The organism is Arthrobacter sp. zg-Y750 (genome assembly GCF_020907365.1).
Taxonomy (GTDB): Bacteria; Actinomycetota; Actinomycetes; order Actinomycetales; family Micrococcaceae; genus Arthrobacter_B.
On the sequence record NZ_JAJJOC010000013.1, the window covers coordinates 247194 to 272717 of the forward strand.

The 25524-nt window shown below is 66.2% G+C and carries 24 protein-coding genes; 11 read left to right on the forward strand and 13 right to left on the reverse strand.

Annotation, left to right across the window (positions count from 1 at the left end):
- Positions 1–4: 4 nt before the first annotated feature.
- Genes kdpB through LOC57_RS08975 form a run of 3 tightly spaced genes read right to left on the reverse strand, consistent with a single transcriptional unit; the run spans position 5 to position 3929 of the window.
- Positions 5–2176: a potassium-transporting ATPase subunit KdpB gene (gene kdpB / locus LOC57_RS08965; RefSeq protein WP_227926377.1), complete on the reverse strand. Its 2172-nt coding sequence runs from the start codon at positions 2174–2176 to the stop codon at positions 5–7.
- 2 nt (positions 2177–2178) lie between these two features.
- Positions 2179–3840 (reverse strand): potassium-transporting ATPase subunit KdpA, encoded by a 1662-nt coding sequence (gene kdpA / locus LOC57_RS08970; RefSeq protein ID WP_229959227.1) that lies wholly within the window; start codon positions 3838–3840, stop codon positions 2179–2181.
- The gene (locus LOC57_RS08975) at positions 3840–3929 is read right to left on the reverse strand and encodes a potassium-transporting ATPase subunit F (protein ID WP_227911218.1); all 90 of its coding nucleotides are present in this window, start codon (positions 3927–3929) and stop codon (positions 3840–3842) included. Before LOC57_RS08975 ends, kdpA begins: the two co-directional genes overlap by 1 nt.
- A gap of 327 nt (positions 3930–4256) precedes the next feature.
- On the opposite strand from LOC57_RS08975, the gene LOC57_RS08980 reads away from it, so the two are divergent.
- Entirely contained in the window at positions 4257–4913 is a 657-nt protein-coding gene (locus LOC57_RS08980; protein ID WP_227911217.1) for a TetR/AcrR family transcriptional regulator, read from the forward strand.
- A 25-nt stretch (positions 4914–4938) separates the two neighbouring features.
- The gene (locus tag LOC57_RS08985) at positions 4939–5688 is read left to right on the forward strand and encodes an SDR family NAD(P)-dependent oxidoreductase (RefSeq protein WP_227911216.1); all 750 of its coding nucleotides are present in this window, start codon (positions 4939–4941) and stop codon (positions 5686–5688) included.
- Between the two features lie 27 nt (positions 5689–5715).
- Here the strand turns inward: LOC57_RS08985 and LOC57_RS08990 are convergent, their stop codons facing one another.
- From LOC57_RS08990 to LOC57_RS09000, 3 genes are read right to left on the reverse strand one after another with little or no spacing between them, the layout of a single operon-like run.
- A complete protein-coding gene (locus LOC57_RS08990) occupies positions 5716–7050 on the reverse strand; it encodes an alpha-amylase family protein (protein WP_229959229.1) in 1335 nt (444 codons plus the stop codon).
- Between the two features lie 55 nt (positions 7051–7105).
- Complete coding sequence (locus LOC57_RS08995; RefSeq protein ID WP_229959231.1) at positions 7106–7528, reverse strand: DUF6069 family protein; 423 nt, start codon at positions 7526–7528, stop codon at positions 7106–7108.
- Positions 7529–7579: 51 nt separating this feature from the next.
- Entirely contained in the window at positions 7580–8431 is an 852-nt protein-coding gene (locus LOC57_RS09000; protein ID WP_229959233.1) for an SDR family oxidoreductase, read from the reverse strand.
- A 121-nt stretch (positions 8432–8552) separates the two neighbouring features.
- Here LOC57_RS09000 and LOC57_RS09005 point away from each other — a divergent pair, with 121 nt between their 5' ends.
- Positions 8553–9092: a MarR family winged helix-turn-helix transcriptional regulator gene (locus LOC57_RS09005; RefSeq protein ID WP_227911212.1), complete on the forward strand. Its 540-nt coding sequence runs from the start codon at positions 8553–8555 to the stop codon at positions 9090–9092.
- Between the two features lie 78 nt (positions 9093–9170).
- Complete coding sequence (locus LOC57_RS09010) at positions 9171–9434, forward strand: hypothetical protein (RefSeq protein ID WP_227911211.1); 264 nt, start codon at positions 9171–9173, stop codon at positions 9432–9434.
- A gap of 25 nt (positions 9435–9459) precedes the next feature.
- Here LOC57_RS09010 and LOC57_RS09015 read toward each other — a convergent pair whose 3' ends face one another.
- The 3 genes from LOC57_RS09015 to LOC57_RS09025 all read right to left on the reverse strand — a co-directional run bounded on the left by LOC57_RS09015 (position 9460) and on the right by LOC57_RS09025 (position 13947).
- Positions 9460–11550, reverse strand: a complete 2091-nt coding sequence (locus tag LOC57_RS09015; protein WP_229959235.1) for a transglycosylase domain-containing protein — start codon at positions 11548–11550, stop codon at positions 9460–9462.
- 270 nt (positions 11551–11820) lie between these two features.
- The gene (locus LOC57_RS09020) at positions 11821–13458 is read right to left on the reverse strand and encodes a ribonuclease J (RefSeq protein ID WP_229959569.1); all 1638 of its coding nucleotides are present in this window, start codon (positions 13456–13458) and stop codon (positions 11821–11823) included.
- 255 nt (positions 13459–13713) lie between these two features.
- Positions 13714–13947: a zinc-ribbon domain-containing protein gene (locus LOC57_RS09025; protein ID WP_227911209.1), complete on the reverse strand. Its 234-nt coding sequence runs from the start codon at positions 13945–13947 to the stop codon at positions 13714–13716.
- A 175-nt stretch (positions 13948–14122) separates the two neighbouring features.
- On the opposite strand from LOC57_RS09025, the gene LOC57_RS09030 reads away from it, so the two are divergent.
- The 7 genes from LOC57_RS09030 (at position 14123) to LOC57_RS09060 (ending at position 21461) form a co-directional block, all read left to right on the forward strand.
- Complete coding sequence (locus LOC57_RS09030) at positions 14123–15091, forward strand: glycosyltransferase (protein ID WP_229959237.1); 969 nt, start codon at positions 14123–14125, stop codon at positions 15089–15091.
- 22 nt (positions 15092–15113) lie between these two features.
- Positions 15114–16112 (forward strand): alpha/beta fold hydrolase, encoded by a 999-nt coding sequence (locus LOC57_RS09035; RefSeq protein ID WP_229959239.1) that lies wholly within the window; start codon positions 15114–15116, stop codon positions 16110–16112.
- Positions 16113–16199: 87 nt separating this feature from the next.
- Positions 16200–16988 carry a DUF222 domain-containing protein gene (locus LOC57_RS09040; RefSeq protein WP_229959241.1) on the forward strand — a complete coding sequence of 263 codons (789 nt, stop codon included), beginning with the start codon at positions 16200–16202 and terminating at the stop codon, positions 16986–16988.
- A 377-nt stretch (positions 16989–17365) separates the two neighbouring features.
- Positions 17366–17737, forward strand: coding sequence for an HNH endonuclease (locus tag LOC57_RS09045; protein ID WP_229959243.1), 372 nt, complete (start codon positions 17366–17368; stop codon positions 17735–17737).
- Between the two features lie 26 nt (positions 17738–17763).
- Complete coding sequence (locus tag LOC57_RS09050) at positions 17764–18384, forward strand: L-threonylcarbamoyladenylate synthase (RefSeq protein WP_227926387.1); 621 nt, start codon at positions 17764–17766, stop codon at positions 18382–18384.
- A gap of 169 nt (positions 18385–18553) precedes the next feature.
- Positions 18554–20788 (forward strand): alkaline phosphatase, encoded by a 2235-nt coding sequence (locus tag LOC57_RS09055; protein ID WP_229959246.1) that lies wholly within the window; start codon positions 18554–18556, stop codon positions 20786–20788.
- A 70-nt stretch (positions 20789–20858) separates the two neighbouring features.
- On the forward strand, positions 20859–21461 hold the full coding sequence (locus tag LOC57_RS09060) for a hypothetical protein (RefSeq protein WP_229959248.1): 603 nt from the start codon (positions 20859–20861) through the stop codon (positions 21459–21461).
- Here LOC57_RS09060 and LOC57_RS09065 read toward each other — a convergent pair.
- The 4 genes from LOC57_RS09065 to LOC57_RS09080 form a co-directional block, all read right to left on the reverse strand.
- The gene (locus tag LOC57_RS09065) at positions 21350–22081 is read right to left on the reverse strand and encodes a YqjF family protein (RefSeq protein WP_229959250.1); all 732 of its coding nucleotides are present in this window, start codon (positions 22079–22081) and stop codon (positions 21350–21352) included. The genes LOC57_RS09060 and LOC57_RS09065 overlap by 112 nt on opposite strands.
- Positions 22082–22137: 56 nt before the next feature.
- Entirely contained in the window at positions 22138–23448 is a 1311-nt protein-coding gene (locus LOC57_RS09070) for a cation:proton antiporter (protein WP_229959252.1), read from the reverse strand.
- A gap of 67 nt (positions 23449–23515) precedes the next feature.
- The gene (locus LOC57_RS09075; protein ID WP_227911200.1) at positions 23516–25105 is read right to left on the reverse strand and encodes an ABC-F family ATP-binding cassette domain-containing protein; all 1590 of its coding nucleotides are present in this window, start codon (positions 25103–25105) and stop codon (positions 23516–23518) included.
- Positions 25106–25210: 105 nt separating this feature from the next.
- Entirely contained in the window at positions 25211–25468 is a 258-nt protein-coding gene (locus LOC57_RS09080; RefSeq protein ID WP_229959254.1) for a hypothetical protein, read from the reverse strand.
- Between the last annotated feature and the right edge of the window lie 56 nt (positions 25469–25524).

Genomic DNA, 25524 nt, shown 5'->3' on the forward strand with positions numbered 1-25524 from the left:
CATGTCAGAAGCCCGGAAGCAGGCTGACAAGCAGGTCAATGAGCTTGATGCCGATGAACGGGGCAATGATGCCGCCTACCCCGTAGATCAGCAGGTTCCGGGTCAGGACGGACGAGGAACCGGCGGCACGGTATTTCACGCCGCGCAGGGCCAGTGGAATCAGCACCACAATCACGAGGGCGTTGAAGATCACCGCGGAGAGGATGGCCGACGCCGGCGAATGCAGCTGCATCAGGTTCAGCGCTGCCAGCCCCGGGAAAACCCCCACGAACATGGCGGGGATGATCGCGAAGTACTTCGCAATGTCATTGGCGATGGAGAACGTGGTCAGCGCCCCGCGGGTGATCAGCAGCTGCTTGCCGATTCCGACAATGTCGATCAGCTTGGTGGGATCCGAATCCAGGTCCACCATGTTGCCGGCTTCCTTGGCTGCGGATGTTCCGGTGTTCATGGCCACCCCGACGTCGGCCTGGGCCAGCGCCGGTGCGTCGTTGGTGCCGTCGCCGGTCATCGCCACCAGATGGCCGCCCGCCTGTTCCCGGCGGATCAGGGCCATCTTGTCCTCGGGCGTGGCTTCGGCCAGGAAGTCATCCACCCCGGCTTCGGCCGCAATGGCCTTGGCCGTGTGCGGGTTGTCGCCGGTAATCATCACGGTGCGGATGCCCATGGAGCGCAGTTCGGTAAAGCGTTCCTTCAGGCCCGCCTTGACCACGTCCTTCAGGTGGATGAGGCCAAGCACCTGCGTGTCGCCGTCGGCGTCCCGTACCGCCACGAGCAGTGGTGTTCCGCCGCCGGTGGAGATGCGCTGCACCTGGTCTTCGACAGCCATCAGGACATCGACCTCGATCCCGCCGGATTCGGCGGTCCAGTCCAGGACGGCCGAGGCAGCACCCTTGCGGATCTTGGCGCCGTCGGGGAAGTCCATTCCACTCATCCGGGTTTGGGCCGTGAAGGGAACGCTCACGGAACCTGCCGGCGGCTGTGGGCGGCAGCCCTGCTTCTCGGCCAGTTCAACAATGGACTTGCCCTCAGGCGTCGGGTCCCCGAAGGAGGACAGGACGGCGGCGTCGACAAGGTCCTGGTTTTCCGTGCCGTTGATGGGCACGAAGGCCGATGCCTGCCGGTTGCCGTAGGTGATGGTTCCGGTCTTGTCCAGGAGCAGCGTGGTGACGTCGCCGGCAGCCTCCACGGCGCGGCCGGACATGGCGAGCACGTTGCGCTGGACCAGCCGGTCCATGCCGGCAATGCCGATGGCGGAGAGCAGCGCCCCGATGGTGGTCGGGATCAGGCATACCAGCAGGGCCACCAGGACCGGGATGCTGACGGCGGCGGACGAGTAGCCGGCGAGCGGGTTCAGGGTCAGCACGACGACGACGAAGACCAGCGAGAGGGTTGCCAGCAGGATGTTCAGGGCAATCTCGTTGGGGGTTTTCTGCCGTGCGGCACCCTCCACCAACCGGATCATCCGGTCCACGAAGGTTTCACCGGGACGGCTGGTGATCCGGACGACTATCCGGTCCGACAGCACCCGGGTGCCGCCGGTGACGGCGGACCGGTCACCGCCGGACTCGCGGATTACCGGTGCGGATTCGCCGGTGATCGCCGATTCGTCCACGGAGGCAATGCCGTCAATGACGTCGCCGTCGCCGGGAATGACCTGGCCGGCGGATACCACCACCACGTCATCCAGGCCGAGGTCGGCGGAAGCCACTTCCTCCGGCGCTGCGCTCAGGGCTGCCGGATCCCGGCGGCCGTCATAGGCGGGAACGCGGAAGGCGGTGGTGGTGGCCCTGCTGGCACGCAGCGAGGCGGCCTGGGCCTTGCCCCGGCCCTCCGCAACGGACTCGGCGAGGTTGGCGAACAGCACGGTTGCCCACAGCCAGCCGGCGATCAGCCAGGCGAAGGATCCCGGTACTGCAGTGCCGCCGGAGTCCTGGGGGCCGCCCATAAACGGTTCGGCGACGGCGATGGCGGTAATCAGTGCCGCACCAACCTCGACAATGAACATCACCGGGGTGCGCACCATCAGCCGCGGATCCAGTTTGCGGAAGGCCCCGGGTAGTGCCGCGGCCAGCGATGCGGCCGTGATTCCCCGGCGAGCCGGTGCCGGTGAGGCGGATCCGTCTTCGGCCGACGGTGACGGTTTGGACGGTGAGGGTTGAGTGAGTGTGGACATGGTTATTGCAGTCCTTCCGCCAGGGGACCCAGCGCGAGTACGGGAAAGAAGGTGAGGGCTGTGACAATGACCGTGACGCCGCACAGCAGCGTGACGGACTGAAGCCGGTGGGTGGGCAGCGTCCCGGCCGAAACGGGAACCTTGCCCTGCTCGGCGAAGGACCCGGCCAGGGCGAGCACAAACACAATCGGCAGGAACCGTCCCACCAGCATGGCCACGCCCAGGGCCGTGTTCAGCCACGGAGTGTTGGCCGTGAGCCCGGCGAACGCCGAGCCGTTGTTGTTGGCCGCGGATGTGAAGGCGTACAGCACTTCACTGAAGCCGTGCAGTCCCGAGTTGAGGATGGACGTGCCCTCGATGTCGGCACGGATGCCGGGAATTGCGAAGCTCAGCGCTGTTCCGACCAGCACCAGGGTGGGCATGGTGAGGATGTACAGGCTGGCGAGCTTGATTTCCCGCGGGCCGATCTTTTTGCCCAGGTATTCCGGTGTGCGGCCCACGAGCAGGCCGGCAACGAAGCAGGTGATTACTGCCAGCACCAGCATGCCGTACAGGCCGGACCCTACGCCGCCGGGGGCGACTTCGCCGAGCATCATGTTCAGCATGGCCATCATGCCGCCGAACGGGCTGTAGCTGTCATGCATGGAGTTCACGGCACCGGTGGAGGTGAGGGTGCTGGTGGAACCGAAGAGCGTAGAAGCGGCGATGCCGAACCTCTGCTCCTTGCCTTCCATTGACCCGGCAGCGCCATCCGCTGCGGAGAACTCAAAGGCCGTCATCGCGATGAGGGAAACGGTGAAGATGGCGCCCATTGCGGCCAGGATCGCGTAACCCTGCCGCCGGTCCCCCACCATGGTGCCGAAGGTGCGCGGCAGGCTGAAGGGAATAACCAGCATCATGAAGACCTCAACGAGGTTGGTCCAGCCGGTGGGATTCTCGAACGGGTGGGCCGAGTTGGCGTTGAAGAACCCGCCGCCGTTGGTGCCCAGCAGCTTGATGGCTTCCTGTGAAGCCACCGGACCACCCGGGACCACCTGCGAACCGCCGGGGAGGGTGGTGATGGTGGAGAAGCCGTTGAAGTTCTGGATGATGCCGCCAATCATCAGGACAATGGCGCCGAGTGCGGCCATTGGCACCAGCAGGCGCACCAGCCCCCGGGCGAGGTCCACCCAGAAGTTGCCGATGGTGCCCTGTTTGCGGGCAGCGAGACCGCGCACCAGGGCAACCGCCACAGCCAGGCCGACGGCGGCCGAGAGGAAGTTCTGCACGGCCAGTCCCAGCATCTGCACCGCGTAACCCATGGTCACTTCCGGTGAGTAGGACTGCCAGTTGGTATTGGCGAGGAAGGACGCCGCCGTGTTGAAGGCCAGCGCCTCGGGAACCGCCGGAAGCCCGAGGGCTCCGGGCAGTACGGGCTGGATCCGCTGCAGGAGATACAGCAGGCCCATGCCGGCGGCGGAGAAAACCAGCACGCCGCGCAGGTAGTTCTGCCAGGACTGTCCGGCGCCGGCGTCAACCCCCACAAGGCGGTAGAAACCGCGTTCCACGCCCAGGTGCTTCTCGGAGGTGTAAAGCCGGGCCATGTAATCGCCCAGCGGGCGGTACACGAGCACCAGCAGGACCACCAGGGTAAGTACCTGTGTGGCCGTGGTCCAGCCGCCCATCAGAACTTCTCCGGCCGGACGAGGGCTGCCAGCAGGTAGACGGCGGAGGCCGCCCCAAGGCAGAGGGCCAGGATGTCGAAGAAAGTCACAGCTTCTCCACCGCCCCTGCCATCAGGACAAACGCGGCGAACAGCGCCACGAAGCCGGTAATAAATAGAACGTCGAGCACGGAAGTTGCCCCCAGGCTAGAAAAGTCGCGCCGCCGGTCGGCTGCGCGGGCACGCTGTGTGCCGCCTTCGATTAGATGCCCGCGCCGGAGGGCAAAATGCCATCCTCATGTTTTCCTCACGGACGCAGCGGAAACCCTTACGGAATGCCTATGCTCCGCCGCGTTTGTGACCCGGTCCCGGCCGCTGCACTGGCCTCCCAAGTTCGGGGTATACACTGTAAACTTCTCGTCCAGGAAAGGACCTCCAATGCCGCAGTCCCCGCTGACCCCTGCTGCTATTGCCGCCTCCGCGGTCCGCGTTGCCGACGCGGACGGATTGGACGCCGTGTCCATGCGCCGGGTGGCCCGTGAACTGGGCGTATCGGCCATGGCGCTGTACCGCTACGTGGCGGACCGGCAGGCCCTGTTGATCCTGATGGCGGAGGAAGTTGCCGGTGACTACGCCCTCCTGCCGCCGGGCAACCACACCTGGCAGCAGATGCTGGTGCACATGACCAACACGCAGTGGTCCGTTTTCACCGCGCATCCCTGGCTGCTGAGCGTTGTCCTCACTCCCCGCCGGCTGGTGAATACGGCACGTCCCTCAGAGGTCGAACTGCTGCTGTCAACACTGCACCGGGCCGGATTATCCGAAGAACAGGCCTATGACTGCCTCCTGGGTGTTTCCGCAGCCGTGATCGGCACCGCCACCATCACCATCACCGCCCACAGCGGCCCGGAGAGCGCGGAACCTGCAGGACCGGGCCGCTGGGACGAAGCCGCAGTGGCCCCCCATCCCTACGCAGCACGTTTCCAGGAGCAGGGCATCAGCTACACGGCCTCCCGCCGGTCACTGGATTTCCTGGTTGCCAACTTCATCAACGGCGTCGCACAAAGCCTCAAAAACTCCCCGGACACTCCGTAACGCCCGGGTTTATGGAAGGAAGAACATGCAGCTGAGCAACAAAACAGCAATCATTACCGGTGGTGCCGGCGGAATCGGGCAGGGCATTGTCCGCCGGTTCCTCTCCGAAGGCGCCAAGGTGGCCGTGGTCGACATTGACCAGGCCCAGGGCGACAAGCTGCTCGCCGACCTTGAGGGCAAGGGCGAGGTCATCTTCATCGCCAAGGACATCTCCAAGGCGGAGAACGCCGAGGCGATCGTGGCCGAAACCGTGGCGCACTTTGGCGCCCTGGACATCCTGGTCAACAACGCGCATGCCTCCAAGCAGGCGCCGATCATGGAGACCACTCCCGAAATCTGGGACCTGTCCTTCAACACCGGCACCATGGCAACCTTCCACCTGATGCGCGCTGCCTACCCGGAGCTGAAGAAGACCCGCGGCAGCATCGTGAACTTCGCTTCCGGCGCCGGTATAAAGGGACTGCCAAACCAGGTGGCCTACGCCGCGGCGAAGGAAGCCATCCGGGCCATCTCCCGCACGGCCGCGAACGAATGGGCAGCCGACGGCATCCGCGTAAACGTTGTGTCCCCGGTCGCCCTGACCCCGGGCATCGTCCAGTGGAGCCAGGCCTTCCCCGAGGCCTACCAGGAAGTAGTGGACGGCGTTCCCCTGGGCCGCCTGGGTGATCCCGAAACCGACATTGCACCGGTGGTTGTGTTCCTGGCCAGCGAGCAGTCGAAGTACATGACCGGCCAGACCCTCATGGCCGACGGCGGCAGCATCAAGCTGTACTAGTCGGTCCCCCAGCTAGTCGGTCCCCAGCTAGCTAGTCCGCAGCACCGCCCAGCCCAAGGCAGGCAGTGCAAGCCGCTGCCCCGGGACGTCCAGCCCGCCCTCGCCGGCAAGGACGTCCCGGGCCGCAGCGGGAACCTCAACGGTGGCGGCGGCCGCGGCAAGGTTCAGTGCCACAACCAGCGAGTTGCCGCCGTCGTGCACTTCATACACAAGCTGCTCGTTGCTCACCGAGTGCGTGCGCGTGCGGGCCCCGTGGAGCCAGGCATGCCGGCGGCGCAGGCCAATCAGCGTCTGGTGCAGCCGGTAGAGCGGCGCCCCCACGGCAGAGAGCTCATCCGGCGCGGCCGGGAAAAGCGGCCGGACGTCGTCGTCGCCCCCGGCACGGTCTTCCTTGATGCCGCGGTAGCCCTGCTCATCGCCGTAGTACACCACCGGGGTGCCCGGCAGCGTGAACAGCAGCACCAGCGCATGCGCCAGGCGGCCCGACGGCGCCAGCCGGCTCGCGATGCGGGTCACGTCATGGTTGCCGACAAACGTCAGCGGCACGAAGGTCTCCAGGAACATGTTGTGCCGCTGCAGGGCCCATTCCAGCTCAAAGAAGTTGCCGTCCGAGAGCGAACTCCATACCGCTTTCCACAGTTCGTACTGGGTCACCGAGTCCAGCTTCCCGTTCTCCACCTCAGCGGTGTAGTCGCCGTGGATGTACTCCCCCACAAACCAGGCGTCCGGGAACTCGGTCCGGACATCGTCGAGCACTGCGGCCCAGAACGACGACGGCACGGCGTAAGCCGCGTCCAGCCGCCACCCGTCGGCCCCGCGGCGCAGCCAGTGCTTCATCACGTCGGCAACAAAGAGGGCCACCTCCGGTTCCCCGTGGTTCAGCGCCACCAGCTGGTGGTGGCCCTCGAAGTCTCCGTATTCCGGTTCAACCCCGGGCTTCCAGCCGTCCGGCCAGCCGAGATGGAACCACCGGGCTTCGGCGGCATCCGGACCCTGCTCCAGGGCCTTGCGGAAGGGTGCAAAGGAGCGGCCGGTGTGGTTGAAGACCCCGTCCAGCAGCACCCTGAGCCCACGGGCACGGGCCTGGCTGATCAGTTCGTCGAAATCGGCGTCGTCGCCGAGCCGGGGGTCGATCCGGTAGTAGTCCGCGGTGTCGTAACCGTGGCTTTCGGACGCGAACACCGGCCCCAGGGCCAGCCCGGACGCACCCATTTCCAGGATGTAGTCCAGCCACGCGGTCAGCTGCGGCAGCCGGTGCTGCACCGGCGCATCCGCTGCCGGGCCGCTCTTCTCGGCTCCGGTAAAGCCCAGCGGATACACCTGCCACCAAATGGCGTGCTGTACCCAGTCCGGCGTCGTCATAGTGCCCTTCCCGTTGTCTTTCGGTCCGGGTACCAGTCTGCCACCATCAGTACCCTTACCGCTGCGCGGGCACTCCCGGACGCAGGGCAACCAGCACGCCGGCGGCGACCACCACATGCATCAGGGCCAGTCCGGTGAAGCCGAGGGTATCGAACCCGGCCGCAGCCGTCATGCCAATGGTCAGCAGCGCCAGGGCAGCACCGGCCCACCGGCCAATCCGCAGCAGGGAGGGCCAGCGCCGGGACAGGAGCACAACGGCAACCAGCCCGATCAGCAGGGGCACCACCGACATGATCAGCACATTTGCTGCACCCACCACCATCCCGGACGCGTTCGCATACTCCGCACCGGCGGCCCGGAAGACGAAAAAGAGCACGAGGTTCAGTGCCGCTGCGCCAACGATGACGAGGGTCAGCAGCAGCGGGCGGTTGGAACCGGAGGTTCGGGCGGCTGCGGTCCGGGAACTTGCAGAGCTCATGGTTGCTCCTTAGGTTGTGGTGAACTGGCGGTGCGGAAAGTGGCGCGGCTGTCAGGCCCAGGACTTGAGGGTGTCCCTGAGCGGCGTGGCGGGCCGGCCGAGGAGCCGGCTGAGGTCTCCGGTGGTGTGCTCAAGCAGGCCGTCACGCGCGTTGGCATCCATGGCCAGCACTGCTTCGGCCATTTGAGCGGGCACGCCCGCGTCCAGCAGCATCCTCCGCTGCTCATCAGGACTGACGGGGCGGTACGTCACGGGACTGCCGAGGACTTCTGCAGCGGCGGCGGCAAACCCGTCCCACGTCCAGGCGGTGTCTCCGGCGAGCTCATAGACCGCTCCCTCATGTCCTGCGGTGGTGAGAACTGCTGCGGCCGCCTCGGCATAGTCGGCACGGGTTGCACTGGGGATACCCCCTGAGCGGGCACTGTTGAGGATCACGCCGTCCGTTCTGGCCTGCTCAAAGTCGGCCCGGTAATTCTCGGTGTACCAGTTGTTGCGCAGCACGGTGGCCGGCAGCCCGACGTCGGCCAGGAAGGCTTCGGTTGCCCTGTGCTCGGTGGAAATGCCGGGTACGGTGCTGGCGCCGGGCGCCGAGGTGTACACCAGCCGGCGCACCCCGGCGTCGAGCGCTGCCTGGATGGCCGCACGGTGCTGGGGTACGCGGCGGCCGACGTCGCTGGCCGAAATCAGCAGGACGCTTTCCACCCCGGCCAAAGGGCGGCGCAGGGTGTCCGGTTCATCCAGTTCGACCCTGAAGGTCTCGAATCCTTCCTCCGAAAGTTGATCCAGCACTGCCTGGTTGCGTCCCAGCGCACGGATTCCGTCTGCGGGCACGCCGCGGTCCCGCAGGGCCGCCAGCGTGAGGCGGCCCAGCTGGCCGGTGGCACCGAATACTGCGATGGTCATGGTCTCTCCTGCCGGATTGGTTCAAGCGTGAACGAAACGGTACTGCGGTTTAGTTCAACCTACAAGTGATCGGCAGGAACTTTTTCTTCAGGGATTAACCACCCGGTGTTAGTCTGCCCGCATGGAATCCGCCGCCCGCAAAGACGCAGCAGCAACCGGAGCATCCCCCGCCGTATCCCCCGCAGGTACCGGACCTACGCGGTGGCTCAACGAGGAGGAACAGGCGGCCTGGCAGGCATTCGCGAGTGTCCTGCTGCGCCTTCCGGGTGCACTGGACAGGCAGCTGGAGCGCGACGCAGGCATCAGCCACTTCGAATACGTGGTGCTCTCTGCCCTTTCCGAGGCACCGGACCGCACCCTGCGCATGGGATCCCTGGCCGTCCTTGCCTCGTCCGGGCTGCCCCGGCTGTCCCAAGTTGTCAGCCGCCTGCAGAAGCGGGGCTGGATCACCCGCGCGCCCGACCCGCGGGACGGCCGCTCCACGCTGGCGACGCTCACGGATGAAGGCTGGGAAAAGGTAGTAGCCACGGCACCCGGGCACGTGGAGGAAGTGCGCTCACTGGCCTTTGATCCCCTGACCCGCGCGCAGCAGCGGCAGATGGGGGAAATCGGCCGCAGGATCATGGCGGCCGTGGATCCCGGCGACCGCAGCCTTCGCTGAGTTGGCGCCCGTGCGGGGAATTCCTGCCGCTCCGCCGGCGCTTAAGCAGATGGAACCAACCAGAAAGCGAAGGACCCCATGGCACTTGAACAGATCGGCAACCAGCGCACCGCCGCTGATCCCCTGCAGCAGAAAGTCATTGACTACGTACGGCGCTACGGCCGGGTGCAGCCGCAGGACGTCGCAGAGGAATTCGATCTTGGCGGCGTTGAAACACTGAACGTGCTCACGTCGCTGGAGGAGATGGGTGCACTTCGGCTGGTGTCCGGCGGAGACGGCGTTTTTGCCGTCCCCACCGGTCAGTCACTGTGTGATCCCTACACGGGTACCTGCAGCATCTAGCCGCGGCCGCCGTCGTTAGCACCGCCTAAAGCATGCTGTTCGGCACCGAGGGGAACGCCTCGGCGTCGTACAGCGCGGCGATCGAGCTCATGTAGCCGGTCCACTGCGCACCGGCCAGGGCGGAACCGTCAACGTAGGAGCGGGTCACACCGTTGATCTCCTGGTTGTTCAGCGACGAGTAGGAATTCCAGTTGCCCACCCAGGACGCGGTGGCGATCCCGGTGGTGTAGCCGACCGTCCACGTCTGTTCGGACAAGTCAGTGGTGCCGGTTTTCGCCGCCGCGGGAACTCCGATGGGGTGGATGCTTCCCGGTGAGCCCTTGACCAGGTTCTGCAGGGGCAGCGTGACCGCTGCGGCGACGTCGGCGGAGATGGCCTGCCTGCAGTCCTGTTGGGGAATGTCGTAGGCATTGCCCTGCCGGTCGGTAACCTCGGTGAGGGCAGTCGGCTCGCAGTACTGTCCCCCGGAAGCAAACGTGGCATAGGCCGAAGCCATGGTCAGCGGGGATACTTCCTGCCCGCCGAGCACGAAGGAGGGGCTGGTGACTTCCAGCGGCTCCCCGTCCACGGCGCGGTGGATGCCCATGCTGGTGGCAGTATCGCGGATGTCGCACAGGTCCAGCTGGGCGGCCTGCGCCACGGTGGCGGTGTTGACCGATGAGGTCAGCCCCTGGCTTACGGTCATGGACCGCTCATAGCCCTCGGAAGCGTTCTTGAACTTCCACTCGTCGAACTCGGCACTGCCGCCCAGGCAGCTGGCCTTCCACTTGAAGCCGGCCGGGTAGGACGTGCGGCTGGCATCGATGGTGTCATTGAGCCCGTGGCCGGACTGCAACCACTCTGCGGTGGTGAACGGCTTCATGGTGGATCCGGGCTGGAACCCGTACGGCGTGCCGCCCATGTCGGCATCCACGTTGAAGTTCAGCTGCGTCCGACCCGCGCCCGGCTCGGGGGTGTATTCGGTATTCTGCGCCATGGCCAGGATCTTTCCCGTGCCCGGTTCCACTGACACAAGTGAGGACCCGGCACCGGAAGGATCCCCCACGGGAACCTGGGCCTCAATCTGTTTCTGCGCCTCGGCCTGCAGGCGGGAATCAAGTGTGGTGCGGATGGTCAGCCCGCCGCGGGCCAGGAGCCTTGCCCGCTCCTTCACGCTGGAGCCGAAAGCGTCCGACTGCAGGACGGTCTGTTCCACATAGCTGCAGAAGTACTGGGCATTCTCCGCGCCGGTGCAGCCGGACGTGACGGTCTGCGGATTCAGGTTCAGCCCCGTCGCCACGGCTTCCTCGTATTCGGCCTGGCTGATCTTCCCGTTTTTCAGCATGGCGGCCAGCACGGTGTCGCGGCGCTCCTGGGTGCCTTCCGGGTTGGTGAAGGGGTTGTACACGCTGGGTGACTGCACCATGCCGGCCAGCATGGCCGACTGCGCCGGAGTCAGCTCCGCGGCCGATACACCGAAGAAGCTGCGCGCTGCGGCTTCCACGCCGTAGGTCTGGCCGCTGAAGAGCACAATGTTCAGATAGCCCTCAAGGATCTCTTCCTTCGAGTACTGGTTTTCGACGGCGACGGAGAGTTTTGCTTCGCGCAGCTTATCGCCCAGGTCCTTGGTGCCGCTCAGCGTCAGGTCGCTGCCGCCCTTGCCGGCTGCAATGTCCCGGCTGATGAGGACGTTGTTGACGTACTGCATGGTCAGGGTGGAAGCGCCCTGTGTATCGCTGCCGCTGGCATTGGAGGCAAAAGCCCGGGCCACGCCCTTAAAGTCGATGCCGTTGTGCTCGAAGAACCGCGCATCCTCGATGGAGACGATCGCGTCCTGCATGTTCTGCGAGATGGCATCGAGCTTCACCGGCACCCGGTTCTCGGCGTAAAACGTGGCCAGCAGCACGCCGTCGGCGCTGTAGATCTTCGATCCTTCGTCCAACGGCCCGGTTTCGAGCTCGTCCGGCAGCTGGTCCAGCACTTCAACGCCCATGTCGGTGCCGGTGGCAGCCACGGCGGCTACGGGAATCAGGGTGGCCGCGGCCAGCACGCCTGCAACCAGGCTTACGAGGAGAAACGCGACCAGCCGACCGGGCATGCTGAGTCGTTCCAGGAAGGAGGTTTTAGGGGCTTGCATCCGGCTAAGTTATCGGGTCATCCTGTGAACGCTTTTGACCCCGGTTGCAGCCGCAGGTATAACCCGCGATGTGTGCATCGGCGTCGGACCCCTGCCTATTCCGCGCCGGAACAGGGATCCGGTGAGGGCCGCGGTGCCTGCCGGATGGTTCGCAGCGGCACTGCCGCCTTTGAGGTGCGAGAACAAGATCACACCGAATCCGCCCTTAACGGGCTCCGGCCCGCCGCCGTTGGGCAGCGGGCCGGAGCAGCGGATCCGGAGCGGATCCTGCTACGCGTCGACGACGATCGCGGTGATCGCCGGGGTGCGGTTGTAGAAGCGGCGCATCCAGTTCGCGACGGCGCGCTCGATGACGTCTTCGAGGTCCTCGCCCTTGGGTCCGCGGCGGTTGCCGGACGCAGCGTTGGCCAGGGCCTTCTCCACGGCTTCCTCACCCTTGCTCAGGTCCTCGGACTTGATGGTGAAGCCCTTGGTGAAGAACTCGGCCGGCTCGGCGATGGTGCCGGTGTCGGCGTCGACCAGGGCCAGCACCGTCACGGCGCCTTCCTCGGCCAGCTGCATGCGTTCCTTCAGGGTCTCCTCGGTGGTGTGGCCGACGCTGTCGCCGTCCACGAAGACCAGGTCCACCTGGTGCTTGCCGGAGATCGTGGCACGGCCGCGGCGCAGGTCAACGGTCATGCCGTTTTCCGCGAGGACCACGTCGCGGGGATCCATTCCGGTCGCCTCTGCGATGGCTCCGTTGGCCTTGAGGTGGCGCCATTCGCCGTGCACCGGCATCACGTTGCGCGGCTTGACGATGTTGTAGCAGTAGGCGAGTTCGCCGGCGCTGGCGTGACCGGAGACGTGCACCTTGGCATTGCCCTTGTGCACTACGTTGGCGCCGATCTTTGTCAGGTTGTTGATGATGCCGTAGATGGCGTTCTCGTTACCCGGGATCAGCGAGCTGGCCATCAGCACGGTGTCGCCCTCGTGGATGCGGATCTGGTGGTCGTTGTTGGCCATGCGGGACAGCGCCGCCATGGGCTCGCCCTGGGAACCGGTGCAGATCAGGACGACCTTGTGGTCATCGGTGCGCTGCAGGGCCTTGAAGTCCACCAGGATCCCCTTGGGGATGTTCAGGTAGCCCAGTTCCTCGGCGATGGTCATGTTGCGGATCATCGAGCGGCCAACGAAGGCCACCTTGCGGTTGTAGCGCGACGCAGCGTCGATGACCTGCTGGATGCGGTGGATGTGGCTGGCGAAGCTGGAGACGATGATCCGGCGCGGAGCGGTGCGGAACACGGTGTCGATGGCCGGCGCCAGTTCCTTTTCCGAGGCCATGAAGCCGGGAACTTCGGCGTTGGTGGAGTCAGTGAGGAACAGGTCCACGCCTTCCACGCCCAACCGGGCGAAACCGGTCAGGTCGGTGATGCGGCGGTCCAGCGGGAACTGGTCCATCTTGAAGTCACCGGTGTGCAGGGCCAAGCCTGCGGCAGTGCGGATGGCGATGGCCAGGCCGTCGGGGATGGAGTGGTTCACGGCCAGGAATTCCAGGTCGAAGCCGCCGATGGTGCGCCGGTCGCCTTCCTTGACCTGGATCAGCTTGGGCTTGATCCGGTGTTCCTTCAGCTTGGCCTCGATGAAGGCCAGCGTCAGCTTGGAACCGACAATGGGGATGTCCGAACGTTCGCGCAGCAGGTACGGCACGCCGCCAATGTGGTCTTCGTGGCCGTGCGTCAGCACGACGGCGACGACGTCCTGCAGGCGGTCGCGGATGGCGGTGAAGTCGGGCAGGATCAGGTTGACGCCGGGGTGTTCTTCCTCAGGGAAGAGCACGCCGCAGTCAACAATCAGGAGCTTGCCGTCGAATTCGAAAACGGTCATGTTCCTGCCGATTTCGCCGAGGCCGCCCAGGTTCATCACTCGCATGGTTCCCTTGGCGAGTTCCCGGGGGGCTTTGAGGACGGCAGGTGTTCTATTCACGGATGTAGTTCTTTCGTCGGGGATCAAATTGCAGGGTGGAACGGCAGCCGTACGGCGGCATTCCGGAAGTCTGTGGTGCGGCCAGAACAGGGCCGGCAGCTGTTGTGCTTAATTCATTCTATTGATTTTTCCGGCGCGCCGGGGACACCGGGCACACACGGAGAGTCCCGGGACGGTTTCGGGGAGGTGGCGTTGCGGGTTCTAGCCGCGCTGCAGCGCGATTTTCTGCATGCGACTGATCCCGGTGCTCTGCCCGCAGTTGGAGCAGGTGAAGGCATAGCGGCGGCTGGTGGTGAGGACCGGGATGAAGAACAGCGTGAGCCGGTTGGCGCGCTCCTCCACCTGCTGCGGCGCATAGGCGCCGCAGTATTGGCAGGTGGCCGGCCGGGAGAACAGGGCGCGGGCAACGGTCTTGAATCCAAGGATAAAAAGCATGCGTTCCTAACAGGTCCCCCGCCGCAGCCGTTCACGCATGCTGCGGGAGTCTCCGGCGAAATAGTCGGGTTCCTCCATTTGCTTCCACTCTACGGACCGGGCCGGCCGGCCGCACGGGGACACGCGGTAATTACTAAGGTTGCTTACCAACCGCGGTGGGGTTATCTTCGCTGCCATGGAAGCCCGCCCCGTGCTGGACGCTGAGTACATCCTGCCGCTGAAATGGAGCACTGACGACGGACTGGACGAGCTGTGCGGGTATCTGGCAGTGCTGGCCGCGCAGCTGCCGGTCCTGGTGGTGGACGGCTCGGACGTGGAGCACTTTGCCTCGCACACCCGCGCCTTCCCGCCGACAGTGCGGCACTGCCGGCCCAAGCATCCGGAATGCCGCAACGGGAAGGTGGACGGGGTCCTGACAGGTTTGGACCTCACGCAGGCCGCCAACCTGGTCATTGCCGACGACGACGTCCGCTTTACTCCGGCAGGACTGTCCCGGATCCTCGAACTGCTGGAGGGGGCCGACGTCGTCCGCCCGCAGAACCACTTCCCTCTCCCGCTGCCGTGGCACGCGAAATGGGACACCGGCCGGACGCTGCTGAACCGGGCCTTCGGGTCGGACTATCCCGGGACCATGGCGGTGCGGGCCGGGACTCTCCGGCGGGCGGGCGGCTACAGCGGCGGTGTTTTGTTCGAGAACCTCGAGCTGCTGCGGACGGTGCGGGCCGCGGGCGGTGTGGAAGTACGGGCCGATGACCTCTTTGTGGCCCGGCTCCCCTGCTCCACCCGGCACTTCCTGCGGCAGCGCGTCCGGCAGGCCTACGACGGTTTGGCCCAGCCCGTGCGGTTCGCCGCAGAGCTGGCGCTCCTTCCGGTGCTGGCGTGGTGCCTGCGCCGGCCGGTACGGCTGCTGCCCTTTGGCGCAGCGGCCGTGGCGGCGGCGGAATACGGGCGGCGGCGCGACGGCGGCACGCAGGTGTTCGGGCCGACGGCGGCACTGTGGGCGCCCGCCTGGGTTGCTGAGCGGGCTGTATGCGTGTGGCTTGCGGCGGCCCGGCGGCTGTGCGGGGGAATCCCGTATTCCGGCACCCGGCTCAAGACCGCAGCCCACTCCGTCCGGCAGCTGCGGCGGGGCATGGCGAAATAAGTGCGTGCCGTACCTTAGTCGGATGGGGAATCAGCAGGGCCAGCACCGCAGCGGTTGGGTAGCCGTACCGCACGCCCGGATCTACTGGGAAGCGAGCGGCAATCCGGCCGGCATCCCGGTCCTGTACCTGCACGGCGGTCCCGGCAGTTCGCTTGGGTCCGGCGGTTACCGAAGGCGGCACGATCCGTCCCGTTTTTTCACCGTCGGCATAGACCAGCGCGGATGCGGCCGCAGCACCCCCGCCGTCCAAGACGACTTGGCGCACCTGCACCTGAACACCACCCAGCAGTTGATCGAGGACATCGAAGCCGTGCGGGCCGAGCTGGGGTTCCCTGCATGGATCGTGACCGGACTATCCTGGGGCAGCACCCTGGCCATGGCATATGCCCTCCGGCATCCGGACCGGGTGCTGGGCCTTGCCATGGCCGCGGTGACCACCACCAGCCGTGCCGAAATCGACTGGATCACCGGCGGCGTCGGACGTTTCTGCCCGAAGGCCCTGGAGGAGTTCATCAGGGATGCCCGCGCCCTGCCGCATGAGCGGACAGTGGAGGCCTATGCCCGCCGCCTGGCAGGTCCGGACCGTACGGACGCCCTCGCTGCGGCGCTAGCTTGGGACCGGTGGGAATCCGCCGTCGCAGCTCTGGAAACAGCGGGGCCGGCCGGTTCCAAAACATCCGCGTCCGCTGCTCCCCGGTTCGACGGCGAGCGCAGCTTGGTGAGTTTCGCCCTCCTGGTGACCCGGTACTGGGCGCAGGACGGGTTCCTCCCGGGCGCCGAGGCGATTCTGCGGCGGATCTATGAGCTCAACGGCATACCTGCTCGGCTGATCCATGGTCGGAAGGATGTCGGCAGCCCGGTGGACACCGCCTGCAAGCTGCACCGGCTTTGGCCCTCCAGCCGACTGACGGTGATAGACGGGGAAGGCCACGTTGGACCGAAGGGTTTGGCGGCGCTCGCAGGGGCTGTGGAGGAGATGTCCGCAGAGCTAGGCAGCCGCGGTCGTTCATGGCGAATCTAGGCCAGCAATTTCTATCCCGGAAACCGGGTAGCAGGTCAGGTATTTTTCCTCTCGCATTCGAATCCAGGGACAAATAGACTCGAACACATGTTCGAAGATTCTGCACCTCTTCCTCATCGCCGGGAGGCTTCCACCCCACCTTCCAAGACGCCTCCTGCGGTAGCCGTCGAGGTTACCGCCGAGCTGGTGGGCGGGTGGGTGGCTTCCCTCGGCGGGGGTACTGACCGCGCTGCCGGGGATACTGAACTCATCGACCGCATCCGTGCCCTCGAGGAACTAAAAGCTGCTGCAGCGGCGGCCCAGGCGCGTGCCGCCGCTGCGTTTGACGCGTTGCACCGGCAGAAGCAGGAGTTGTCCGGCCTGCCGCGGGAACAGTTGGGCAAGGGTATCGCCGGCCAAATAGCGCTGGCCCGCAGGGAATCTGCCAACCGGGGCGGCAGGCTCTTGGGTTTCGCGAAAGCGCTCACCGCCGAGATGCCCTGCACCTTGGACGCTTTGAGCCGCGGACTGATCAGTGAATGGCGCGCCACCTTGCTCGTACGTGAGACTGCGTGTCTCAGCGTTGCGGACCGCCGCACCGTGGACCGCGAGGTCGCCGGGGATCCAAAGGTACTGGAGACCCTCGGGGACCGGCAGATCATCGCCCGGGCAAAGGCTGCCGGCTACCGGCTGGATCCGCAGACTTCGGTAAACCGGGCCGCCAAGGCCGCTTCGGAACGCTTCGTCTCGTGCCGTCCTGCCCCGGACACCATGACTTACCTGACTGGACTGTTGCCGGTCAGCCAGGGCGTGGGCGTTTATGCCGCCCTGTCACGCGAGGCGGACCGGCTGCGGGCTTCCGGTGACAGCCGCGGACATGGCGGACACCTTGGTTGAACGCATTACGGGCCACGCCGATGCCGGCCGAATGGGGGTAGAGGTCCAGTTGGTCATGACGGACCGAACGCTGCTTGCCGGCGAGTCCGAACCGGCACTTGTGCCCGGGTACGGTCCGATTCCGGCCCAGTGGGCAAGGGACCTGGTCCGCCGGCAAGGCGGCGGACGTACCGGGGACAGGGGCAACCGCGCAGACGGGCGCGCAGACGCCCAGGCGGACAGCACCTCGGCCAGGCGGTCGGACAAGACCGCCCGGACGTGGATTCGCCGGTTGTACACAGCCCCGGAAACCGGCGAGCTGGTAGCAATGGATTCCCGCGCGGCTGTTTCCGGCTTCCCTGGCCCGCTTCATAGACGCACGGGACCAAACCTGCCGTATGCCTTGGTGCGGCGCACCCATTCGGCACATTGACCATGTGCGGCCGCACCGCCACGGCGGACCCACTACCGGGGACAACGGACAGGGCCTGTGCGAAGCATGCAACCATGCAAAGGAAGCACCGGGCTGGTCGGCACGGACGGTGCTGCTGCCGGACAAGCCCGGGCACACTCTGCACACCGTGGAAACGCACACCGTGGAAACCCGCACACCCACCGGCCACACCTACTGCTCTGCTGCTCCGCCCCTGCCCGGCGCCCCGCCAGGACCGGGAACGCGATTGCCGGCGCCGCTGCCCGATGTCGTCCAGACTGGTGATGAACTATCCGTGGCCGAGTCAGCGCTCGCCTATGCGCTCCGGGCTGCGTAGCCAAGCCGTCCCGGTAGGCTTTGAGCATGGCCAGATACTTTGACGTCCACCCCGAGAATCCGCAGCCGCGGTCCATCAACCAGATCGTGGAGATGCTCCGCTCCGGCGGACTCATCGCCTACCCCACCGACTCCTGCTACGCCCTGGGCGTCCAGCTGGGAAACAGGGAGGGCCTGGAACGTATCCGTCAGATCCGGCAGCTGGACGACAAACACCACTTCACCCTGGTGTGCCGGGACTTCGCCCAGCTGGGGCAGTTCGTCCAGCTGGACAACTCGGTGTTCCGCAGCGTCAAGGCCGCCACCCCCGGCAGCTATACGTTCATCCTTCCGGCAGTCAAGGAAGTTCCCCGGTGGCTGTCGCACCCCAAAAAGCGCACCGTAGGCGTGCGCATCCCGGACAACGCCGTGGTCCAGTCCCTGCTGGATGCCTTGGGCGAACCCCTGCTTTCCAGCACGCTGCTGCTGCCCGGTGACGAAGAACCGATGACTCAGGGCTGGGAGATCAAGGAACGGCTGGACCACCAGGTGGATGCCGTGATCGACTCCGGCTTCTGCGGCCCGGACCTGACCACGGTGGTGGACTTCTCCAGCGGCGCTCCCGAGGTGGTCCGCCGCGGCACCGGAGATCCTGCCCCCTTCGAGTAGGCTGCCCGCGAATACCCCTGCCTTCTGTTGACACCTTGTCTGCCGGTGCAGAGTGTGGCTCCCGTCAGGGGGACCAAGGCAAGTCACTCGCAGGGGAATCCACATGAATAAGACGGCTTCGGCATTATCCACCGCGGTACTAAGCGTCTGCGTCCTGGCAGGATGCGGCATGGGGGGCATACCGGCTACGGGCGGAACGGCAAATCCCACCGGCTCCCCCGGACCCAGCGGCACAGCCACCGGCTCGCCGACTCCAACATCCAGTCCAACCGCCAGCGAAACCTCCAGCCCGACGGCGAGCCCAACTCCCAGCCCTACCGGCGGCAACGGGGACAACGACGAATCGGTGAACGTCATCCTGATGGTCGGCGACGGCATGGGCGCCAGCCAGCGAGACGCTATCCGGCTGGCCTCCGTGGGGCTCACCGGCGAACTCACCATGGACACCCTCCCGGAGGTGGGACGTGTCCACACCAACTCCGCTGATGAAGAAACATTCGTCACCGATTCAGCTGCAGCAGCCACCTCCATGTCCACCGGCGTCAAGACGTACAACGGGGCCATCGGCACGGAAATTAACCGCCAGCCGGTAACCACTGCACTGGAGATCGCCGAAGGGTTGGGGAAGTCCACGGGCCTGGTCACCACAAGCCAGGTTACGGACGCCACCCCGGCGGCGTTTGGCTCTCATGTGCTGGACCGGGATGAGCAGAGCGCCATCGCCGCCCAGTTCCTTCGCAGCTCCCACCCCGAAGTCATCCTGGGCGGCGGAGAAGACCACTGGTACCCGGCAGGTGACCCGGGCCGGTTCCCCGACAACCCGCCGGAGGACGAGTCCGAGGAAAGCGCCGGAACCGAGGGCAACCTCGTCGAAGAGGCCCAGAACCAGGGCTACGAGTACGTCTCGGACCGGGCCGGACTGCAGGCCGCCGACGGCGGAAAGATCCTGGGGCTGTTCGCCAACGAGGAGATGTTCCAGTACGGCGACGACGTTGAGGCACAGTACGAACCCGTAGTACCGCTGACGGAAATGACGCAGAAAGCCCTGGACGTGCTGGACGGCACCGAAGGCGACAACGGATTCTTCCTGATGGTCGAGGAGGAGGGCATTGACGCCTTCAGCCATGTGAACAACGGAGCCCTCACCATCGAATCGGGCATCCAGTTCGACCGGTCCGTGGCGCTGGCCAAGGAGTTCGCCGAGCAGGACGGCAACACCCTGCTCATAACGGTTGGGGACCACGAGACCGGCGGCATGGCAATTGAGCCGCTCAATGACGAGACCAACCCGGACAGCCCGGTGCAGGAAGAACCCTTCAGCGTCGCAGGTTCGGACAAGCAGTACCGGATCGACTGGACCACCGGCGGCCACACCGGCGAGGACGTGCCGCTGACGGCCATGGGTCCGGGCGCGGAAATGCTGTCCGGCGTCTACGAGAACACCCGGATCTTCGACGTGATGACCGAGGTCATGCGTTCCGGCACGGAGCAGGACTTTGACCTGCAGTCGCACCGCGGCGGCCGAGGGGAAAAAACCGAGGAATCGCTGGCCGCCTTCGCCCATTCATTGAAACTCGGTGTGAGCACCCTGGAACTGGACACGCACCTGACCGAGGACGGCCGGATCATCGTCTGGCATGACGACCTGATCCAGCCCGAGAAATGCATCGACACCGGTGCCGCCAGTGCCGGGGACCCCGAGTTCCCTTACGTGGGTGACCGGGTGGCGGAACTGAGCTGGGCCCAGGTGCAGACCTTGGACTGCGGCTACCAGCAGCTGCCGGGGTTCCCCGAACAGGACGTGGTGGAGGGCAACCGCATCGCCGAACTCAGTGACGTCTACGATCTGGCCGACCAGTACCGTGCCGACACGGTCCGGTTCAATGTGGAAACCAAGGTCGAAGAGGGAATGGCGGGAGGACCGGCCAGCGTCGCGCTGACCGAGGCCGTCGTGGCCGAAGTCCGGGAGGCGGGCAAGTCCGCCCGGACCACCATCCAGTCCTTCGACTGGTCCACCCTGAATATCGTGGCCCAAACCGCCCCCGACCTGACGCTGGTGGCCCTGGCCGGTACGGCGGAGGAGCTGGGGGTCGGCCAGCCCGGTGCGGCACCCCAGCTGGGCGGGATCGACATTGACGACTTTGGCGGTTCAGTTCCGCGGGCCGCTGCGGCCCAGGGGTACGACGTCGTCTCCCCCATCGCCACTACCGTCACCCCCGAGATGATCGCCGACGCCCACGAACTGGGGCTGACCGTCATCCCGTGGACGGTCAACGAAACGGCTGACATGAATGCGCTGATGGATCTGGGCGTGGACGGCCTCATCACCGATTACCCCACCCGGTTGCGTGAGGTGATGGCTGAGCGGGGACTGGAGCTGCCCGTTCCCTACTACCTCAGCTGAGTAATCCCGCCGGCCATCCCGGTGCGGGTGCCTTTTCCGGGCACCTGCGCCGGGATGGCATGCTGGTGGGATGCCCGGTCTCTACAATCTGCCCTCCTGCTGGCTGCTCCCTGCCGGTCCGGAAGAGATTTGGGCGTTGGTCGCCGGGAGCGACATGAGCTGGCCGCGCTGGTGGCCGGGATGCACACTCGAGGAGCTGACAACCGCCCCGGAAGCCGCTACGGGCACCGACGACGCCCGCCTGCTGGCAACCACCGCGGCACTGCAGTTCAGGGCGGCCCTGGGCTACCGGCTGAGCATCTCGATCCGGCCCACGCGCGCGGACTTCCCCCGCCTCATAGAGTTCGACGCCGGCGGCGACCTGGTCGGCACCGGCCGGATCCGTCTCGCCCCCGACCCCCGGGTTCCGCAGCGGACCCGCATGCTGATCGACTGGCGGGTCACGCCCACGCGTCCTTGGATGCGGCTGCTCACCCCGGTGGCACGGCCGGTCTTCACCGCCGCCCACAGCATGCTGATGCGCCGCGGCGAACAGGGACTGCGCCGGGAACTGCGCCGGAATCAAGCCACCCGCCAGGGCCGCCCGAACAGTGTCCGCACCCCGGTGGAGAAATGCACGGTGTCCGGCGGTCCGGATACCGGCAGCCCGGCAGCAGGCACCAGCTCGTCGTAGAAATGGGTCAGCCGGGCCGGATGCAGCGGCCAGGGCCGGTGCGAAATGGGAATGAATACGGTTCGCCCGGCAAACGCGGAATGCAGCCCGAAGCGGGCGCTGAGCCACAGGGACAGCTCGTCATCAGCCTGGTTGGGATAGTCGGGTACCGCCGTGAAGGAGGACCGTGCCTGCCTGCGGAACCGCTCGACGTCGTACCCCCAGGACCAGCCCGAGCGTGTGGGCCGGCAGCGGGACCAGACATAGGGGATGCGCAGCGCGCGGGCCGCCAGCACCGGCGCCAGGCGTGAGGCGTCCAGGCTCAGGAACAGCACCCCGCGGCTGCCGTCCTGCCCGCGGGAATACAGGCGGACGTTGATTTCCGTGAATGAACCGAACCATGGCACCCGGACACCGCACAGCCGCGTCTCCGGAGCCCGGAAGCCGATGAGGCCCACGTAGCTGGACCCGCGGTATACATCGGGCTCCACACCCGGCGGCATATATGGGGCTGCCGCGGCCGGGTCGATCCGCCAGTGCAGGAACACCGTATTGGCCCAGCTCTGGGCCATCAGCACGGGCGGGGCCACCCTCGGTCCGGCGGGCCAGGGATCCTCCGTGCCGTGCACGCGCGCATCCATCCCGCCAAGGTAGCAACGGCGGCCTGCCGCTGCCAGAGCGGCTGGTGGAGACGGGCTTAGACCGGGGTGTCCGGCGCCTGCCGGCCGTCGCCGAAGCGCTCTTCCGCCACCCGCTCGCGCAGGCGGTCCAGCCGGTTCATGACCGGGGCGGCGGTCACGCCGTGCAGGACAATCGAGGAGGCTACCACCAGGCCGATCATCGCCCACAGCTGCTCGCCGCCGGGAAAGTTCCCCTTGCCCAGGGCATAGCCCAGGTAGTACAGCGAGCCGATGCCGCGGACGCCGAAGAAGGCAATGGCCAGCCGTTCACGGCGCCCGGGCCGGCCGCCAAGCAGGCTGATCCAGCCCGCCAGCGGCCGTACCAGCAGCAGGAAGGCCGCGGCCACGGCTATTTCGCGCCAGCCGATGCCGGCCAGCAGCCCCCGGGCAATGGCCCCTCCCAGCAGCACCAGGATCACTACTGTGAGCAGCCGCTCCAGCTGCTCGACGTAGCTGTGGAGCACCCGGTGGTAGCCGTGCGTGCGTTCGGCGGCACGGATGGTGACGGCGCATACAAACACGGCCACAAACCCGTAGCCGTCCAGCATCTCGGTGATGCCGTAGGCCAGGAAGGTGGAGGCCAGGGCGACGAAGCCTTCGGAGTGGTTGGACAGCCGGATGCTCTCAAGCCGGGCGGAGAAGAAAATCCGGCTGAGTCCCTTGCCGGTGGCGAAGCCCAGGAGCAGGCCCATCCCAATCCGCCAGAGGACATCAATGGCAAGCCAGTGCGGCAGCCATGCCGACGGCGCGGTGCCCACCACGCTCAGGGCAATCGCCAGGTACACAAAGGGGAACGCCAGTCCGTCATTCAGCCCGGCCTCTGACGTCAGCCCGAAGCGGACTTCGTCCTCTGCTTCCCCTTCGGCGTCTTCTTCCTCGTCATCGGCCGGCTCCCCCACCTGCACCTCGGAGGCGAGCACCGGGTCGGTGGGCGCCAGGGCGGCGGCCACCAGCACTGCGGCAGCCAGTCCGACGCCGAGCAGCCACAGGTTCAGCAGGGTCAGTCCCAGCAGGGTCAGCGGCATGGCAAGGCCAAGCATCCGCCAGGTGGTGGACCAGCGCCGCCACCCGACGGGCCGGTCCAGGGCGAGCCCGGCACCCATCAGCGAGATGATGACGCATACTTCGGTCAGGTGCGTGGTGACGTCGGCGTACCGGACCGGGTCCGGATCCGGCAGGTTCCGGAGCACGGTAAAGGCCAGGATGCCGGCGCCCAGGAACACCATGGGCATCGACACGGGTATGTCGCGCAGGATTTTGGGCAGCACGGCGGCCATGAACACCGCCAATCCGGCGGCGAAAAAGACGAGGCTGGGTCCGTCGAACACCGCCTGAACATTACCGCGGCTTTCGCCGCACAAACAGGTGCCCCGCGGAACCGGCGTGCCGGAGGGGTCAGCCTTCGCGGATCTCCACTTGCCCGGGAGCAGAACCTTCCGCACCGAAAATGAACCAGCGGGTGGCTATTTTTTCGGTGAAGAACCGGTCGTGGCTGACCACAATGACCGCTCCCGGGAAATGCAGCAGGGCCCGCTCCATGACCTGGGTGCTGGACATGTCAAGGTGGTTGGTGGGTTCATCCAGCAGCAGTACGGGGGCACCGGAAAGCAGGCACTGTGCCATGGCTACGCGGGCGCGCTGGCCGCCGGACAGGTTGCCGATTTTGGCGGTCAGGTCCGCTTCGGAGAACTGGAACATTGTCAGGAACCGGTTCACGGACTTTTTCGTCGCACTGAAAGCCAGGGATCCGGGAAGGGAGTTCACGGCGTGGGTGACGGTGTCGTCGTCGTCGAGTTCGGCGAGCATCTGGTTGTAGGAGACCATGGACGGTCCCTTGGGCCAGTTGACCTCGCCGGCGTCAGGAGCTTCCTCGCCGGTGAGCACGCGAAGCAGGGTGGTTTTGCCGCTGCCGTTGGTTCCAGTCACCGCAATGCGGTCTCCCCTGTTCACTTCGAAGCTCAGGTCGGAGAACAGCACCTTGTCGCCGTAAGACTTTGCCAGTCCGCGGAAACGGCCCAGGACGTCCTTGACGTGCAGCCCGTCGTAGATGGCCGTGATGATTTCATCCACCGGGCGCGGGGCGCGGGATTTCTTGATCCGGGCCAGCTGGGTGCCCAGCCGGCCGCCGGCCTTGGCCGCCTCGCGGCGGTCCGCTATGCCTTCTGCTTCAAAGGCCAGCAGTTCGGCCTCGTGGACAAACTGCGCCTGCAGCGTCTTGAGCCGGAACTGCTTCTGCACCACGTATTCGGCGAAGTTCCCCGGGTATTCGTGCAGGTGGAAGTTCTCCACCTCCACGATGCGGGTGACGACGGCATCGAGGAACTTCCGGTCATGCGAGACAATGACGGCGGCGCCGCGGAAATCACGGAACCAGGTTTCAAGCCATTCGACGCCGGCCACATCCAAGTAGTTGGTGGGCTCGTCAAGCAGCAGGACGTCGGGCTGCTCGAGCAGGATCTTCGCCAGCGCTGCCCGGTTCCGCCAGCCGCCGGACAGGGCGTCAATGGGGCAGGTCCGGTGCGCCTCGGTAAACCCCAGTGTGGTCAGGACCGTGTCAATCCGCCGGGGATAGTCCCAGCCGTCCAGCCGGTCCATGGTTTCAAACAGTTCGGACTGGCGCCGGATGAGGCGGTCCATCTCCTTATCGGAGGGATTTCCGGACAGCTCGCCGTCGATGCGGGCCAACTCGGCTTCCACATCCTTGACCGATCCGAAGACAGCGTCGAGGACCTCGGTGATGCTGGCAGCGCCGTCGAGCTCCGAGAACTGGGAGAAGTAGCCGATCTTCACCCCCGCTTCCACGGTTACCGTGCCCGAGTCCGGCTCCACCTGCCCCAGCACAAGCTTGAGGATGGTGGACTTGCCGGACCCGTTGCGGCCGATCAGGCCGATCCGGTCCTTGGGTTCGAGCCGAAGGAACGCTTCTCGCAGGACCTGCTTCTTCTCGAAGGAAGTGTTGACGTCCTGCAGCCGGATCAGGCTCATGGTGTCCTCTCAAGGGGTTGGTCTTCGCCCCGCGGGACAACGAGCACCCATCTTACCGTTGCACGGCCGGCGGTAATCGCCGGGGGCGCAGGCTGGCCTCGAAGCCTAGCCGCGGAGGGTGTAAGTGCCCACGGGACGGTTGCGCTGTGCGGCACCTTCCATGCGGGTGTAGCTGCCGCGGACACGCGTTGCCTGGCTGGCGGCCGAGACGTAGCTGCCCTCGGGGCGGGCTGCTGCCTGCGGGCGGTCGTAGCGGGTGGTGTAGCTGCCCAGGGGCCGGGATGAAGCGGCGGCCGGGGCGGCGCGGTAGCTCGTTTCCCGGGTGGTGGTTGCTGCTGCGGGTCGGTTGATCAAGATGGTCATAGTTCTCTCCTCGGATATTGCGTTCGGTGAGACTCGGGCCGGGGTTTTTGCCGCCG